At 74.8% G+C, this 15,429-nt stretch carries 14 protein-coding genes; 3 read left to right on the plus strand and 11 right to left on the minus strand.

Features of this window, described 5'->3' with window-relative positions:
• Nucleotides 1-58: 58 nt before the first annotated feature.
• From DEF28_RS20865 to DEF28_RS20880, 4 genes are all read right to left on the minus strand, one after another.
• Complete coding sequence (locus DEF28_RS20865; protein ID WP_233515445.1) at nt 59-970, minus strand: LysR family transcriptional regulator; 912 nt, start codon at nt 968-970, stop codon at nt 59-61.
• Nucleotides 967-1,269, minus strand: coding sequence for a hypothetical protein (locus DEF28_RS20870; RefSeq protein WP_114399515.1), 303 nt, complete (start codon nt 1,267-1,269; stop codon nt 967-969). The genes DEF28_RS20865 and DEF28_RS20870 overlap by 4 nt, the downstream gene beginning before the upstream one ends.
• 448 nt (nt 1,270-1,717) lie before the next feature.
• Nucleotides 1,718-3,754, minus strand: a complete 2,037-nt coding sequence (locus tag DEF28_RS20875; protein ID WP_233515446.1) for a sensor histidine kinase — start codon at nt 3,752-3,754, stop codon at nt 1,718-1,720.
• 94 nt (nt 3,755-3,848) lie between these two features.
• A complete protein-coding gene (locus tag DEF28_RS20880; protein ID WP_114399514.1) occupies nt 3,849-4,556 on the minus strand; it encodes a response regulator transcription factor in 708 nt (235 codons plus the stop codon).
• Nucleotides 4,557-4,807: 251 nt separating this feature from the next.
• Between DEF28_RS20880 and DEF28_RS20885 the strand changes: the two genes are divergently transcribed.
• Together DEF28_RS20885 and DEF28_RS20890 are read left to right on the plus strand one after the other, a co-directional pair.
• Entirely contained in the window at nt 4,808-5,581 is a 774-nt protein-coding gene (locus DEF28_RS20885) for a L,D-transpeptidase (protein ID WP_233515447.1), read from the plus strand.
• Nucleotides 5,582-5,763: 182 nt separating this feature from the next.
• Nucleotides 5,764-6,081 carry a hypothetical protein gene (locus DEF28_RS20890; RefSeq protein WP_114399513.1) on the plus strand — a complete coding sequence of 106 codons (318 nt, stop codon included), beginning with the start codon at nt 5,764-5,766 and terminating at the stop codon, nt 6,079-6,081.
• 78 nt (nt 6,082-6,159) lie between these two features.
• On the opposite strand, the gene DEF28_RS20895 is transcribed toward DEF28_RS20890, so the two are convergent.
• The 6 genes from DEF28_RS20895 to DEF28_RS20920 form a co-directional block, all read right to left on the minus strand.
• Entirely contained in the window at nt 6,160-6,921 is a 762-nt protein-coding gene (locus DEF28_RS20895) for a glucose 1-dehydrogenase (RefSeq protein WP_114399512.1), read from the minus strand.
• Nucleotides 6,922-7,015: 94 nt separating this feature from the next.
• Nucleotides 7,016-7,597 carry a TetR/AcrR family transcriptional regulator gene (locus DEF28_RS20900; protein ID WP_114399511.1) on the minus strand — a complete coding sequence of 194 codons (582 nt, stop codon included), beginning with the start codon at nt 7,595-7,597 and terminating at the stop codon, nt 7,016-7,018.
• Between the two features lie 69 nt (nt 7,598-7,666).
• Nucleotides 7,667-9,838, minus strand: a complete 2,172-nt coding sequence (locus tag DEF28_RS20905; protein WP_114399510.1) for a xanthine dehydrogenase family protein molybdopterin-binding subunit — start codon at nt 9,836-9,838, stop codon at nt 7,667-7,669.
• The gene (locus DEF28_RS20910) at nt 9,835-10,830 is read right to left on the minus strand and encodes an FAD binding domain-containing protein (protein ID WP_114399509.1); all 996 of its coding nucleotides are present in this window, start codon (nt 10,828-10,830) and stop codon (nt 9,835-9,837) included. The genes DEF28_RS20905 and DEF28_RS20910 overlap by 4 nt, the downstream gene beginning before the upstream one ends.
• A gap of 3 nt (nt 10,831-10,833) precedes the next feature.
• Nucleotides 10,834-11,358, minus strand: coding sequence for a (2Fe-2S)-binding protein (locus tag DEF28_RS20915; RefSeq protein WP_114399508.1), 525 nt, complete (start codon nt 11,356-11,358; stop codon nt 10,834-10,836).
• 512 nt (nt 11,359-11,870) lie between these two features.
• The gene (locus DEF28_RS20920) at nt 11,871-12,845 is read right to left on the minus strand and encodes a serine hydrolase (RefSeq protein WP_114399507.1); all 975 of its coding nucleotides are present in this window, start codon (nt 12,843-12,845) and stop codon (nt 11,871-11,873) included.
• 500 nt (nt 12,846-13,345) lie between these two features.
• Between DEF28_RS20920 and DEF28_RS20925 the strand changes: the two genes are divergently transcribed.
• The gene (locus DEF28_RS20925; protein ID WP_114399506.1) at nt 13,346-14,308 is read left to right on the plus strand and encodes a helix-turn-helix transcriptional regulator; all 963 of its coding nucleotides are present in this window, start codon (nt 13,346-13,348) and stop codon (nt 14,306-14,308) included.
• Between the two features lie 23 nt (nt 14,309-14,331).
• Here DEF28_RS20925 and DEF28_RS20930 read toward each other — a convergent pair whose 3' ends face one another.
• The gene (locus DEF28_RS20930; RefSeq protein ID WP_199493430.1) at nt 14,332-15,255 is read right to left on the minus strand and encodes a CPBP family intramembrane glutamic endopeptidase; all 924 of its coding nucleotides are present in this window, start codon (nt 15,253-15,255) and stop codon (nt 14,332-14,334) included.
• Nucleotides 15,256-15,429 lie beyond the last annotated feature (174 nt).

The raw sequence follows: 15,429 nt of genomic DNA on the forward strand, positions 1-15,429 counted from the left end.
GCCGGATGCCCCAGAAGCCCCGGGGCACCCCGCCACCCGGCCGGGGCGGGCCGGCGGGTCAGGGGTCGAGCAGCTCGATGACCTTCAGCAGGGCGGGGTTGACCACGGTGCGGCGCCACGCGGCGTGCAGTTCGACCGGGTCGTCGGGCAGGCCCGCCAGCGGCCGGAAGCGCACGCCGTCGAGCCTGAGCCGGGTGGCCGAGGCGGGTACCAGGGCCACACCGCGGCCGGCGGCGACCAGCCCGACCATGGTGTGCACCTGGGTCAGGAAGTGCGTGGACGCGGGGTTCACCGGCCCGAGGATCCGCGCGGTCAGGTCGGCGAAGTAGCGGGCCTGGTCGGGGGAGTAGCGCAGGAGCGCCTCGCCGTCGAGCAGCTCGACCGGCATCGGGGCGGAGTCCGCGGCGAGCGGGTGCCCGGCCGGCAGGGCGGCGACCAGCGGCTCTCGGTGCACGAGGCGGGACGCGAACTCCTCGGTGCCGACGGGCGGCCGCGCGAGGGCGAGGTCGAGTGCGCCGCTGCGCAGCCGGTCGAACTGGTCCGCGGTGACGAGCTCGTTGAGGACCAGCTCGACGTCGGGCAGCGCGGCCTCGATCCGGTTGAGGAGCCGGCCGAGCACCCCGAAGCCCGCGGTCGCGGTGAAGCCGACGCGCACGGTACCGGCCTGGCCGCTCGCCACGCGGCGGGCGGTCTCGGGCGCGGCGTCGGCGAGGGCCAGCAGCCGCCGCGCCTCCTCGAGGAAGGCGCGGCCGGCGGGGGTGAGGGCGACCCCGCGCTGGGTGCGGTCCAGCAGCCGGACGCCGACGTCGCGCTCCAGGCGCTGGATCTGCCGGCTCAGCGGCGGCTGGGTCATCTGGAGCCGCCTGGCGGCCCTCCCGAAGTGCGCTTCTTCGGCCACCGCCACGAAACCGCGCACGTGCTCCAAGGACAGCATCGGGACGGCGTCGCCGTCGGTGGCGGTGGCGGTCACGGCTTCTCGGAGGTGGTGCGCCCGGCGCCACCCGTGGCCGCCGGGCCCGGCAGGGCGGCCAGGCCGTGCGCCCCGCGGAGCACCGAGGTGGCGGCGGGGTCGTGCCCCAGGCCGCTCCCGGCGGCCGGCCGGCTGCTGCGTCCGGTGTCGTCGAGGGGGGCGGCGAGGACCGGAGCCGGGGCGGGGCGGCCGGTGGAGATCCCCGGCTCGGTCCCGGAACACCCCCCGGGGCGCCGCGCGTCCGGCCGTGGAACGCAGGAAGCACCGGCCCGGTCGGAACGATCGTGCTCAGGCGCCATTCACGTGCTCCTCGCGACAGCGGCGCGCGCCGCCCGGGACGGGGCCATCACGGCGCCGGAATCTGGGTGGAGGCTAGTCCGGCACGGTGATGCGCGTCCAAGACTGATTTCGCATCCCGTGATACCGGGTGCGCATCATGGCCGACCGGAGGAGGCGCGGCCGGCGGTCCGGTGCCCTCCGAGTGGGACTCGGCCTGGTCGCGGGCGCATCTCCCGGCCCCTCGCCGCGGCGGGCGCCCTCGGATCGGCGCCGCCGCCGCGCCCGGCCTGGACCGGTCCGACATGCACCCGCCCGGCGGCCGGCGCGTGCAGGCCGCGCTCCTGCCCGGCTGGGCCGCCGGGCTCCCGGTGGCGAGGGTTCGCCGCCGGTATCGCTCCTGCCACCGCGGGCCCGGGCCCCGGGGCGGAACCGGCTCCCGTCGGCGGGCCCGGACCGGGCCGCCGGGAGTCACCCGGCTCCGGGGTCCCCGGCCCGCAGCGGCAGCCGCAGGGCGAAGGTGGAGCCCTCGCCGAGCGTGCTCGCGACCGAAACCGTTCCGCCATGCAGCTCGACGATGTTGCGGACGATGGTCAGCCCCAGCCCGCTGCCGCCGGTCCGCCGGTCGCGGGACTTCTCGGCCCGCCAGAAGCGGCTGAAGACGTGCGGCAGGTCCTCCGCGGCGATGCCCGACCCGGTGTCGGCCACTTCGATGAGCGCGGCGCCGTCGTCCCGGGACGCGCGCACCGTGACCCGGCCGGGGCCGGGCGTGTGCCGCAGCGCGTTGCCCAGGAGGTTGCCCACCACCTGCAGCAGCCGCTCCCGGTCGGCGACGAGCCGGATGTCGTCCCGGACGTCGAGGAGGAGTTCCACCTCGGCCGCCTCCGCATGGAGCCGGTGGCTGGCGACGGCCTGCTCCAGCAGCTCCCGGACGTCCACGTGGCCGGGTGACAGCCGGAGCTTGCCCGCGTCGGCCAGCGCGATGTCCTGCAGGTCGTCGATGATGCGCTGCAGTAGCAGCGTCTCCTCGATCAGCATCGCCATCCGCTCGGTGTCCAGTGTCGCGACGCCGTCCTGGCCGGCCTCCAGCCAGCCCCGGATGTTGCTCAGCGGCGTGCGCAGCTCGTGCGAGACGTCGCTGACCATGGCCTTGCGCTGCTCCTCCATGCGCTCCAGGTGCTCCGACATCTCGTTGAACGCGGCGGCCAGCCGGCCGAGTTCGCCGTCGTCGCGCACGGGGACGCGCGCGGCGCCCTCGCCCGCCCGCATCCGGCGCACCTCCCGCGTGAGCGCCTGCACCGGCCGGATCAGCCGGGTGGACACGGTGACGCTCACGAGCACGGTGAGCAGGAGCACCGCCGCCACGACCCCGACGATCCGGGTCAGGCCGGCACCGGAGAGGCTGAGGGGACCGTCGGCCCCGGCCTCCGGGTCGTCGATGAACAGCAGGGCGGCCGGGGCGACGTAGGGCTCCAGTTGCTCGCGGCGGCCGGAGTCGACGCAGGCGGCCTCGACGGGGTCGGTCTCCGGCGCCGTGGGGGCCATACTCGGCCCGGAGGCCGGGCTGGGCATCGGCGTGGCCGCCGGTTCCATGCCGCCGCCGGGCGGTGCCGGATCGCCGGGCGGCGGCACGGGGTCTTCGGCCGGCTCCGGGACGGCCTCGCCGGGATCCGCACTGGGCGCGGCCGGCTCGTCCCCGGGCGGGTCCGGCGCGGGCGGCTCCGGGTCCGGTGCCATCGGTGGGGAGGGTGCGGCCTCGGCCGCCGGCACCGTCTTGCTGCCGGGACGGGCCGGGGCGGGCTCCGCCGACGTCCACGTGCCGTCGAGCCGGTAGGTCACCGGCGACCGGTCGGCCCTGGCCAGACAGGTGTTGATCAGCTCGTTCAGCTCGTCGAGCGCCTGCCGTTCTCCTTCGGTGGGCGCGTCCAGCTCGTCCATTCCGCAGCTCGCCGACCATTCCACCGGCACGTCGGCGATGTTGCGCACCTCCGGCCGTCCGCCCGGTTCGGTCGCGACCTCGGCTTCGAACCCCTGGGCGTTCAGGCAGGCGGCGACGTCGTCGGCGATGCCGCGCAGCCGGTCGCGCTCGTCCGAGTCGAGTGTGAACGGCCCGGTCGCTCGGGGATCGATCCGGCCGGCGTCCTCGGAGACGAGCGTGACGTCGACGGCGAGCGGGTCGACCACCGACGAGGCGCGCGGCGGGAGCGGCGGCCGGTCGGCGGCCGAGTCCGCGATGACCTGCCGGTTCTCGGTGGTGAGGGAGACCCGGCGCCCGGTCTCGTCGGCGAGGTCCCGCAGAGTCGCGCCGACGCCGCTCCAGTCGGGGTGGGTGGCCGCGTAGCCGAGCAGGGTGTCGTGGATCTCGGTGTCGATCGCCAGCGTCTCCCCCTGCTCCTGGGTGATCGCGCCCGTGGTGCCCTGCACGGCCAGCCAGGCGGTCGCGGTGACGGAGCAGACGGCGACCAGCACGGAGCTGGCGAGCACCCGCACGAGGAGACTGTCGCGCACCGCGAAGATCCGGCCGAGGACGGAGAAGCGGCGCGGGCCGGCGGTGCCGGCCGAGCGCACACGGCGGCCCGCACGGCGGCGGCGCTCCGGCGCGCTACCCGGCACGGCCGTCCCCGGCGTCCGCGCTCAGCTTGTAGCCCACCCCGTAAACGGTGATGATCCGGATCGGCGCCCGCGGGTCGGGCTCCAGCTTCTTCCGCAGGTTCTTCACGTGCACGTCGATGGTGCGCTCGGTGATGAACCGGTCCATGCCGTGGATGCGCTCCAGAAGCTGGGCGCGGGTGAACACCCGTTCCGGCTCTGCGGCGAGCGCGGCCAGCAGCTGGAACTGGGCGGGCGTGCAGTCGACGGGCCGGTCGTGCAGGTGGACGGTGTGCCGGACCGGGTCGACGGTGATCGCGCCGGCCCGCAGCAGGTGTTCCCGGGGCGGCCGGACGCCTCCGGCCCGGCGCAGCAGCGTGCGGACCCGGGCCATCAGCTCGCGGGGGCTGTACGGCTTGGTGACGTAGTCGTCGGCACCGATGTCCAGGCCGAACAGCAGATCCTCCTCCGTGGACCGCGCGGTGAGCATGAGCACGGCCACGTCGGACTCCTGACGCAGCACCCGGCACACGTCCAGCCCACTGCGGCCGGGGAGCATGACGTCGAGCACGACCAGATCGGGCCGCCGGCGCCGGACCGCCTCCAGGGCGCCGTCGCCGTCGTGGACGACCGAGACGGCGTGCCCCTCGTGCTCCAGATACCGCCGCACGAGTTCCGCCTGGTTGAGGTCGTCCTCGGCGACCACGATGTGCGCGCCCAATCGTCCGTCCGTCCTTCCTCGCACGCCGGTCCGGGGACCGTCCGCAGATGAGGCGCCCATCGTATTCCGGCGAACCGGGCGCATTCCGGCGGTGACCGACGTGCGGGCCCGACACACACGGGACCATCACCGCGCGCACACGGGTTCTTCACATCCGTCGGCCACGGTTCGGTGTGGGCGCCCGGCACGGGGCCGGCGTCCACCGGTGACCTTTCGCCGTCGCCGGTAATCCGACCCGGAGACAGGACACCATGAACTCCCCCGATCTCTCCAGGGCCCGATGGACGCCCGTGGCCGGCCGTTCCACCGTCGCGGCGGTGGCCATGGCGGCGCTGGCAGTGGCGCTGACCGGGTGCCAGCCGTCCGGCGCCGCCTCCGAGCCGGAGGACACCGCGGGCGCGTCCGCTCCCGCCTCCGATGAGGGCGGCGGCGCCCGCATCGCGACGGTCGTCGGCGAGGAGATCGACGTCTTCGCCGAGCCCGGCGCCGAGGAACCGGAGCACACCTTGGCCAGCCCGAACGACGCCGGTGCCGACCGGGTGTTCCTGGTGGAGGAGGAGGCCGGGGACTGGCTCAGGGTGCTGCTGCCGGTCCGGCCGAACGGCAGCACCGGATGGGTCCGCGACGCCGACGTCGAACTGAGCAGCACCGACCTGCGCGTCGAGGTCGATCTCGCCGAGCTCACGTTCGCCGTCTACGAGGGGGGCGACGAACTCCGGAGCGGGCCGGTCGGTACCGGCGTCGAGGAGAACCCGACACCGCCCGGCCGGTACTTCGTCACCGAACTCGTGGAGACGCCGGATCCCGGGGGCGCGTATGGCCCGTACGCGTTCGGGCTGAGCGGCTTCTCCCCGACGCTGGAGACCTTCGCCGGCGGTCCCGGGCAGATGGCGATCCACGGCACCGACGACGAGGGCGCCCTGGGCACCCGGGTCAGCCATGGCTGCATCCGGGTCGGCAACGACGACATCACCTGGATGACGGAGCTGCTTCCCCTGGGGACGCCGGTCGAGGTCCGCGACTGATCCCGGCCCGTACCCGCATCCCATCGTGACCGCTCCCCGTGAGCCTTCCCGCCCGCCGGCACCGCGCACCGCGGAGCGGCGGACCGCCGTCCTCATTGTGGGGCGGCCACAGCCCGGGAGGGTCCCGGGCACCCGGGCGGAACCGAGGTTCCACCGGGATACGAAACGATCGAGAGGCACACATGCGACTGAAGTCGATGGTCCTGATGGGCGCCGCCGTCGCGGCGCTGTGCGGTGGAGTGTTCGCCGGCCCGGCGCTCGCCGCCGACGACGTGCCGGCCCCCGTCCCGGCCGAGGCCGGCCCGGCCGCCCCGGGGCCGTCCGACGCCCCGCAGCCCGCGCCGCCGTCCGAGGACCCCCAGGCGCCGCAGCCCGCGCCGCCGTCCGAGGACCCCAGCGCCCCGCAGCCCGCGCCGCCGTCCGAGGACCCCAGCGCCCCGCAGCCCGCGCCCGCGCCCCCGGCGGACCCGGTTCCGGGGACCCCGAGCTACGTCGGCTGACCCGGCAGCCCCTCCGGCCGCTCACACGGGGCCCGGCGACCGCCGGGCCCCGTGCCAGTGTCCACCTTGGGTGGCCCGCTACAGCGCGGCCCCGCCGTCGACCAGCAGGTCGTGGCCGACGGCGAACCCGGCACCGTCGGAGGCCGCCCACAGGATCGCCGACGCGATCTCGTCCAGCTCGCCGACCCGGCCGATGGGGATCTGCCCCTTCACCCGTTCGGCGCGGTCGGCCTCGGTCTCGCCCGGACGCAGCGACATCGCGGTGTCGCTGGATCCGGGGCTGACCGCGTTGATCCGGATGCCGTCGCCGATGTTCTCCAGCGCCGCCGCCTTGGTCAGCGCGGTCACCGCCGCCTTGCTCGCCCCGTAGCCGCCGAGCCCCGGGACGCGGCGGTGCGTCCCCACGGTCGAGGACACGTTGACGATGGCGCCGCCGCCGTTGTCCCGCATGTGGGCGATCTCGTACTTCATCGACAGCCACACACCCGTGACGTTGACGTCGAGCATGCGCGCCCACTCGGCCGCGTCGAGCTCGGCGAGTGGCGCGGGGGCGGCGAGGTAGCCGGCGTTGTTGACGGCGACGTCGAGGCGGCCGCGGCGCTCGACGACGGCGGCGACGAGGCGTTCGGCGTCGGCTGCCCGTGTGACGTCGGCGGTGACGGCGTGGGCGGAGCCGCCGGCCGCCGCCACGAGTTCCACGGTGCCGGCGAGCTTGCCGGCGTCCCGGCCGGCGACGACGACGTGGGCGCCCTCGCGGGCGAAGGCCACCGCGGTGTGCCTTCCGATGCCACTCCCTCCGCCGGTGACGAGCACGGTGCGACCGGAGAAACGCTCGGACATGACGACTCCTTTTTTGAATGATCGGTCCACAATCAGGGCCGCAGTGCCCCTACCGGTGTCCCCGTTGCGCGCGGGCCCCGGTACGGCGCTGCGGCTACTCCAGCAGCCGGAGCGCCTCGCGCACCGCGTCCCGGACGCGCACGGGGTCCGGATCCCCCTTGCCCACGACCCGGATCCCCTGGAGCAGCACCAGCAGGAGGCGCGCGGCCGAGTAGGGGTCGCGGTCCTCGGCCAGCTCCCCCTGGGCCCGCGCCCGGACCAGGGCGGAGACGAGCGCGGTCTCGATCGCCCGCCAGCTGGCCGCCACGCTCCTCGCGGCCCGCTCATCGTGCGGGGCCAGCTCCACGGCGGTGTTGACCACGAAGCAGCCGCGCCGCCCCTCCTCGGACACCGCCTGCCGCGCGAAGGACTCCAGCAGCGCCCGGACCGCGGGCAGCGCCGGACCCGGCTGCGACAGCATCACGACGGGGTCGGGGTCGCGTATCTCGGCATACCGCTCAAGGGCGCGCTGGTACAGCTCGCGCTTGGATCCGAACGTGGCGTAGATACTGGCCCGCCCGATGCCCAGGTGCGCCACGAGGTCGGCCATGGAGGTGGCCTCATAGCCGCGGCTCCAGAACAGCTCCAGCGCGGCCCGCAGGGCCGCGTCCGGATCGAACTCCTTCGTCCTTGCCACGGCCCCGACTCTAGGCATTACTGGATCGGTCGGTCAAATAACGGCCGGGGCAGCCCGGCCGGCTCCGACTCACCGCACCGCCGCGCCCAGCACTCGCTCGACGGTGACCGGCAGCTCGCGCACCCGGCGTCCGGTGGCGTGGTACACCGCGTTGCAGATGGCGGCGGCCACGCCGACGGTGCCGATCTCGCCGAGGCCCTTCACACCCAGCGGGTTGACGTGCGGGTCCTCCTCGTCGACGAAGACCGCGTCCAGCTCACCGACGTCGGCGTTGACCGGCACCAGGTAGTCGGCCAGGCTGCTGTTGACCGGCCGGGCGTCCCGCGGATCGACCTCGGTGCGCTCGGTCAGCGCCATGCCCATCCCCATGACCATGCCGCCGGTGATCTGGCTGCGGGCCGTCTTCGGGTTGACCACCCGGCCGACCCCGTAGGCGCCGACCAGCCGCGGCACCCGGACCGTGCAGAGGTCCGGATCGACCGCGACCTCGGCGAAGACCGCGCCGAAGGAGTGCGCGGAGTAGCGCCGCAGCTCATCGCCGGGCTCCGTGCGCACGGTGGCCTCGACGGGTTCGCCGATCTGCCGGAGCACGGCGGCGAGGTCGGCGTCGGCCCGTCCGATCTCCGCGAGCGCCCGGCGGCGCGCCTCGGCGCAGGCCGCCTGCACCGCCGATCCCAGGCTCGCCATGGTCCACGACCCGCCGTGGACGGGGGCGGTGGGCATGCGGGTGTCGCCCAGCTCGAAGCGCACCCGCTCCAGCGGCAGCCCCAGGGTCTCGGCCGCCACCTGCGTCATCGAGGTGTAGGTGCCGGGCCCCATGTCGCTGGAGGACGACGACACCACGGCCGAGCCGTCGGGCAGCAGGCGGGCCCGCGCCTCGGCCGCCTGGCGCATGGCGGGCCAGGTGGCCGACGCGCAGCCGTACCCGACCAGGCGCCCCCGCTCGTCGCGCATGGCGCCCGGACGCGGGTTGCGCCGGCTCCAGCCGAACCGCTCACCGGCCGCCTGGTAGCACTCGCGCAGCGACCGGCTGCTGAACGGCACGCCCGTGCTCTGGTCGACGATCGTGTCGTTGCGCAGCCGCAGCTCCACCGGGTCCATGTCCAGCGCCGCGGCCAGCTCGTCCATGGCGCACTCCAGCGCGTGCACGCCGGTGACCTTCCCGGGCCCGCGCATGTCGTTGGGTGTCTGCACGTTCCGCGGGGCGACCCGGTACCGGGTGGCGACGTCGCGGCAGGCGTACAGGTACTCGCTGGAGCCGAGCTGCTCCTCCGCGTAGGTCTCGTAGGTCGAGGTCTCCGAGACCCCCTCGTGCCGGATCGCGAGCAGCTGGCCGTCCCGGTCGGCGCCGAGCGCGACGCGGTGCGTGGACCGCGGCCGGTACCCCGTGATGCCGAACATCTGCCGCCGGGTCAGCACCACCTTCACCGGCCGGTCGACGTGACGGCTCGCCATGGCGGCCAGGGTCACGTTCGCCCACGGCCGCAGCCCGGAGCCGAACGCCCCGCCCACGAAGGGAGACACGACCCGGACCCGGTCGGGCGGCAGGCCGAAGACGGCCGCCATCTCCGCTCGGACGTTGTCCACCCACTGCGTCTTGTCCCACAGGGTGAGCTCGCCCTCGCTCCACCGGGCGACGGTGCCGTGCGGTTCGATCGGGTTGTGGTTGAGGCGCGGCATGACGTACTCGGCCTCGATCCGGACCGGCGCGGCCCCGAGCGCGGCGTCGGCGTCGCCGCGCCCGCCGTCCCCTTCGAGCCCCCGGTCCCGGTAGCGGGGGCCGGGCGGCACCGCGTGCGCCACGGCGTCGGAGAACGCGGTGACCGCCGACTCCGGCCGGTAGGAGACCCGGACCAGCGACGCCGCGTAGACGGCCTCCTCCAGGGTCTCGGCCACCGCCAGCGCGACCGGCTGGCCCTGGTGGCGGACCCGGTCGTCCTGGAGCAGGTGGATGCGCTCGCCCTCCGGCGGATCGGTGAGACCCTTGTGCTCGTGGTAGGGCAGGACGGGCGCGTTGCGGTGGGTCAGCACCGCGACCACGCCGGGGGCCGCCTCGGCGGCGGCCGTGTCGATGGAGGCGATCCGCCCGCTCGCGACGGTGGACGTGACGATGGCCCCGTGGCACAGGCCGGGACCCGGATCGAACTCGGCGGCGTAGGTCGCCCCGCCGGCGACCTTGAGCGGGCCGTCGACCCGGCTGACCGGCTGTCCGACGACTGAGGCGGCTGCGGTCGACGTCATGGCTGCCCTCCCACCACGCGCAGCGCGCGCAGTACCGTGCGGCGCATCAGTTCGGGCTTGAACGCGTTCCCCGGGCGCGGCGCCGTGCCGTCGGCGGCCCGCGCCGCCGCCGCCCGGAGCACCGCCGGGTCGCACGCGGCTCCCGCCAGCGCGCGTTCCACGCCGCGCATCCGCCACGGCTTGGGGCCGACCCCGCCCATGGCCACGCGCGCCTCCCGGATCCGGCCGCCGTCGGTGTCGAGGGCGACCGCGGCCGAGACGAGCGCGAACTCGAAGGACTCGCGGTCCCGCACCTTGAGGTAGTGCGAGGTGCGGGCCGCTCGCGACGCCGGCACCTCGATCGCGGTGATCAGCTCGCCCGGCACCAGGACCGTCTCCACGTGCGGGCTGTCGCCGGGCAGCCGGTGCAGCTCCTCCACCGGGATCGTCCGCTCCCCGCCGGGGCCGGACAGCCGCACCACGGCGTCGAGGGCGACCAGCGGCACGGCGAAGTCGGAGGCGTGCGTCGCGATGCAGTGCTCGGAGCCGCCGAGCACGGCCAGCATGCGGTTGACGCCGTCCCGCGCCGCGCAGCCGGTGCCCGGGGCGCGTTTGTTGCAGCCGTGCACCCCGGGGTCCCGGAAGTAGGCGCAGCGGGTCCGCTGCAGCAGGTTGCCCCCGACCGTCGCCATGTTGCGCACCTGGGCCGAGGCCGAGCTGAGCAGGGCCTCCGCGATCAGCGGGAAGCCCTCACGCACGGCCGGGTGGTCGGCGACGTCGCTCATCCGCGCCGCGGCCCCCAGCCGCAGGGCGCCGTCCGGGGCGGCCTCGATCCGGTCGTCGAGCACCCCGTCGCCGAGGGAGACCAGCCGGCCGGGCCGTCGGATGTCGTCCGTCAGCAGCTGCATCATGTCGGTACCGCCGGCGATGTAATCCGTCTGGTCGTCGTCCGCGGCGCCGAACGCGACCGCGGTGGCGATATCGTGCGGCCGTTCGAGAGTGAAGGGTCGCATGGCTCAGGACCTCCCCTGCTCCGGCTCGCGGGCCCCGGGCACGAGCGGGGTCCGGGCGACATCGGCGACGGCGGCCACGATGTTGGCGTAGGCGCCGCAGCGGCACAGGTTGCCGCTCATGAACTCGCGGATCTCCTCGGGGGAGCCCGTGCGGCCCTCGTCGATCAGCCCGGCCGCCGACATGATCTGGCCGGGCGTGCAGTATCCGCACTGGAAGGCGTCGCGCTCCACGAACGCCTGCTGCAGCGGGTGCGGACGGGCGGCGCCGCCCTCCGGTGCCAGGCCCTCGATGGTGGTGATCTCCCGCCCTTCGTAGAGGGCGGCGAGCGCCATGCAGGACAGGATCCGGCGGCCGTCGGCGAGCACGGTGCACGCCCCGCAGTGCCCGAGGCCGCAGCCCTTCTTGGTGCCGGTCAGCCCCAGGCTCTCGCGCAGCGCGTCCAGCAGGGTCGTTCGCGGGTCGAGGTCGGGGAGGGCGTGCTCCCTCCCGTTCACGTGGAGCGTGGCGGTCAGCGTCTGCGCGGGCATGGAACAGCTCCTTGCCGGTCAGGGGTGCGGAAACGCGGTGCGCCCGCGGCTGCGACCTGCCGGTGTGTCCCCGTCGGACGCGGCCCTGTCAGCCGCGGCGCAGTCGTTTCCGCCCGTGGTCGGGGCGAGTGGCCCCGCTGACCAGCCTTGGGTCTGGGCGTGAGAGGTGTCAAGGAGCGCCGTTGCGCCCGCACGGCCGCACGCCGGGCCGGAAGTTGCCGAAGCATTGCGGGAACCGGGACACCGTCGGAGGTGGCCACCGGAGAGATGCGCCGGCCCGCTGACCGGCCGCGGCAGGCGCCGTCCGGACTCCCGGCGGCCGCGTCACCGCCGCGCATGCCCGCCCGGTTCCGCTTTTCCGGCTGTTTCCGGCGGGCTGACCGGCAGGTGGCCGATGCCGGGCACGACGGGGCGCCCGACCGTCAATTCCCGGTCCGCCCCCGTGCCGCCCGCCGTCCCGGACGGCGGGCGGCACCTCTGCCAACCGTTCCGGCACGCCGGAACGGGACCGGTTACGCCCGGTCGGAGCCGTCGGACTCCGTCGGCAGGTCGTCCCGCACGGACAGCGAGGCCACGGCCGGCTCCTCAGCACCGTTGAGCGCGGCGTGGACTTCCCGGGCGACCAGCTCGATGGTCTCGACGCCGTACGCCATGCCGTCGTTGTCGTCGGTCAGCACGACGATCCGGTAGTCACCGGCGGCGGTGCCCTCGAAGGCACCGATGCTGTTGACGCGCCAGATATCGGTGCCGTCGTAGGGCAGCCAGCCGTTCTTGAGGTAGACCCCGGCGTCCTCGGGCGCGCCCGCGGGCACCCCCCACCGCTGCTCCTCGACCACACCGCCCATGAGCCGCCGGGCGTAGGCGCGCTGCTCGGAGCCGAGCAGGTCGTTCTCGGTCATGATGAGGTCGAGGAGCCGCAGTTCGTCGGCGGCGTTGATCTTCATCAACCCGATGGCGTTGCGCTCGTGCAGCACCGTGTTCGACATGCCGGCGAGGTCGAGGAAGTCCTGCATGCGGTCCCGGCCGAGCTGGTTGCGCAGTTCCACCGTCGCGTCGTTGTCGGAGACCGTGATCATCTGCGTGGCGAGAGCGTCCTCCTCCGCGGTGAGCTCCCGTCCTTCCTCCATCGCGGTCCACAGCAGGGTGGCGAGGACGAGGACCTTCCCGACGCTCGCGGCGTCGAAGCCGGCGGTGGCCTGGTAGCCGCAGGTCAGGTCGCCGTCGAACGCCGAGACACCCACCGCGAAGTCGCCGGAGCGCAGCGTGCTGAGCTCGCTGATCGCGTCACTGATCACCTGGGCGATCCCGGGGTGCGCCGCGGAGGTGCAGAGCGGGCCGGCCGCGGGGGCGGTGTCGGCGTGTGCCGCGGCCGGGACGAGGCCCGGGACGAGCAGCAGTGCGGCCCCCGCGGCGAGCGCCGGCGTCACGCGGAACCGCGTCGGGGCGGGCACGGACAACCGCTGGGCTTTTTGTCTGATATTCGACATCGTTTCCAATTGTTGGGGGGCGTGTGGCAGAAATAAACGGCCATCCGAAAGGCCGGATTGACCCTAGTGGATAATCGGCTGCCGGATTCCCACGCTTCGCCCGCACTTCACCCCAATGCCGATTTCCGCCGTCTCCCGTTGCTGCCGAACCGACCTCCCGGAAACAGTTCGTCCGGGTCGTGGCGGGCCCTGAGTTCGGCGAGCCGCGCGCGGCCGCCCGAGTCGTACGGCGTCCGCGCCTCGTCCCCGGTGACGTCGCGGCCGAACACGGGATCGGGCGACCGGCCGACCGTCCGCGACCCCGGTTCCGCCAGCGACGGCGGTGTAGCCGCCGGGCGGTGCCGGCGTCCGTCCCGGCCATCGGAGAGATCAGGTGCGGCAGGTGGCGCGCATCCCGGTGGCCGAGCGCGTCGGGGCGCCAGGTCGGTCCGCTCCGGGGTCCGCAGCGTGCCGTCCCGACATGACATCGGCCGTCATGTTTCCGGGAGATCCTGGAGGACGTGAAAGCCGACCGCCTGCTCTCGATCCTGCTGCTGCTCCAGACCCGCGACCGGGTCACCGCGACCGAGCTCGCCGAGCGGCTGGAGGTCTCCGCGCGCACCGTCTACCGCGACGTCGAGGCGCTGTCGGCCGCCGGGGTCCCGGTCTATGCCGAGCGCGGCCGGCACGGCGGATTCGCCCTGCTCCCCGGCTTCCGCACCGACGTCACGGGACTCACCGCCGACGAGTCGCGGGCACTGTTCGTACTGGCGGCGCAGGGGGCGCACTCCGCGCTCGGGCTGGACTCCGCCCTGGCGTCCGCGCTGCGCAAGGTCATGGTCGCGCTGCCCGCGCCGCACCGCCCCGCAGCGGAGCTGACCCGCCGGCGCATCCTCGTCGACCCGGACCGCTGGATGAGCGGTCCGCGGGGCGACGTCGAGCTCGACGTCCTGCACGCGGCCGTCCTCTCCGACCGCCGGCTGCGGATCCGCTACCGGCACAGCGGCGGCACCGAACAGCGGCGCTACACCGTCGATCCGTACGGCCTCGTCGCGAAGGCGGGCGTCTGGTACCTGGTCGCGGACCGGCGCGGCCGCCCCCGGCTGTTCCGGGCGGACCGGATCCTGGCGGCGACGGCGACCGACGCCCCGGTGCGCCGGCGCGAGGGGGTGGAGCTCGCGGACCTGTGGAGCGAGCTGCGCGCCGAAGTGGAGCACCGGCTCACCGGGGTACGCGTGCGGGCCCGGGTGCGCCGGGAGCGGCTGGACATGTTCGTCCGGATCGTGGGCGGGTTCCTGACCGGGCCGCCGGACGACACCGGCGGTCCCGGATGGGCCGGCGTCGAGCTGGACTACCCGGTTCTCGCGGCGGTCCGCCACCTGCTCCAGTTCGGCGCGCACGTGGAGGTCCTCCATCCGGCGCCGGCCCGGGCGGAGCTCCGGCGGGCGGCGGAGGAGGTGGCGGTTATGTACCGGGACGGGTGACCGCCCGGCGCGCGGCGGCCGGGTCAGGCTCCGGCCTGCCCGCTCCGGACCCGTCCGGCGTCCGGCGCGACCGCGGCGGCCCGCACATTAGGGCTGGCCAGCCGCGCTCCGCCGCGCCGTCCGGTCCGGTCGGCGCGCAGCCGGCCGCTGAGGACGATCCAGCCGCACAGCGCCGCCAGCGGGACCGTGCCGACCAGCATGACGACGAAGTCGTCGACCCCGCCGGCCTCGGTCAGCAAGATGCTGTTGAGCAATGACCAGACCAGGTTGTTGCCGGCGTGCGCCAGGCTCGCGGTCCACACAGTGCCGCTGTTCAGCCACAGCCAGGACAGGACGATCTCCTGGAGCAGGAACGACACCGTCCAGACGAGCAGCCCGAGGACGACGTTGCCGAACTCGATGTAGCCGAGGAACGCCAGCGGGTAGTGCCAGACGGCCCAGATGAGGCCGGTGGCGACGGTCGCGGCGACCGGCCGGCCGGGGAAGACCCGCATCCGCAGGTAGCTGGTCCAACCGAGCTCCTCGCCCGCGAAGAGCGGCGCGAGCAACGGCATCGCCGCGACCAGCAGCACCACGAAGAGCCAGCCGGGCACGCCCGGCACCGCGAGGTCCAGTGCGGACAGGTCCGGTGTCCACAGCCCGAGGATCGCGGCCAGTCCCGCCGTGGCGGCGACCAGCCCGAGCGGGCCGAGGCCCGCCGCGAGGTAGTACGGCCAGGCGCTCCGGACCCGCACCGCCAGCCCGGCGTCGGCGAAGCCCTCCTTCGTGACCCACACCCGTACCACCACCGCCGCGATCGCGGGGGTGAAGGCGATCGTGGCGAGCTGCACGAGCGGGTTCACCAGGGACATCCCGAGCGCCGCCGCCGTGAACATCCCGCCCCAGGCCAGGCCGAAGCTGAGCAGCAGGAAGACCGCCACCCCCCGCGTCCGTACGTCCATCGTCATCGTCTCCCGTCCGTCGTCGCGCGCCGGGAGCGGGACGCGCGGACGGCGGCACCGGCCGCGCCGCCCGTCCGGCTCCCGCGCGGCTCGGCTGTGCGTGCCGGACCAGGCAACCAGCCGGCGGGCGGGCGATCACGGGGTGTGGCGCCCGTCCCGGGGTAGGGGCAGCGCTACGCC

Source organism: Marinitenerispora sediminis (genome assembly GCF_003336425.1).
GTDB lineage: Bacteria > Actinomycetota > Actinomycetes > Streptosporangiales > Streptosporangiaceae > Marinitenerispora > Marinitenerispora sediminis.

Coding starts and splice junctions, on each gene's coding strand:
- DEF28_RS20870 (WP_114399515.1), bottom strand. CDS start 1,269: ATGGCGCCTGAGCACGATCGTTCCGACCGGGCCGGTGCTTCCTGCGTT.
- DEF28_RS20885 (WP_233515447.1), top strand. CDS start 4,808: ATGAACTCCCCCGATCTCTCCAGGGCCCGATGGACGCCCGTGGCCGGC.
- DEF28_RS20890 (WP_114399513.1), top strand. CDS start 5,764: ATGCGACTGAAGTCGATGGTCCTGATGGGCGCCGCCGTCGCGGCGCTG.
- DEF28_RS20895 (WP_114399512.1), bottom strand. CDS start 6,921: ATGTCCGAGCGTTTCTCCGGTCGCACCGTGCTCGTCACCGGCGGAGGG.
- DEF28_RS20905 (WP_114399510.1), bottom strand. CDS start 9,838: ATGACGTCGACCGCAGCCGCCTCAGTCGTCGGACAGCCGGTCAGCCGG.
- DEF28_RS20910 (WP_114399509.1), bottom strand. CDS start 10,830: ATGCGACCCTTCACTCTCGAACGGCCGCACGATATCGCCACCGCGGTC.
- DEF28_RS20915 (WP_114399508.1), bottom strand. CDS start 11,358: ATGCCCGCGCAGACGCTGACCGCCACGCTCCACGTGAACGGGAGGGAG.
- DEF28_RS20920 (WP_114399507.1), bottom strand. CDS start 12,845: ATGTCGAATATCAGACAAAAAGCCCAGCGGTTGTCCGTGCCCGCCCCG.
- DEF28_RS20930 (WP_199493430.1), bottom strand. CDS start 15,255: ATGACGATGGACGTACGGACGCGGGGGGTGGCGGTCTTCCTGCTGCTC.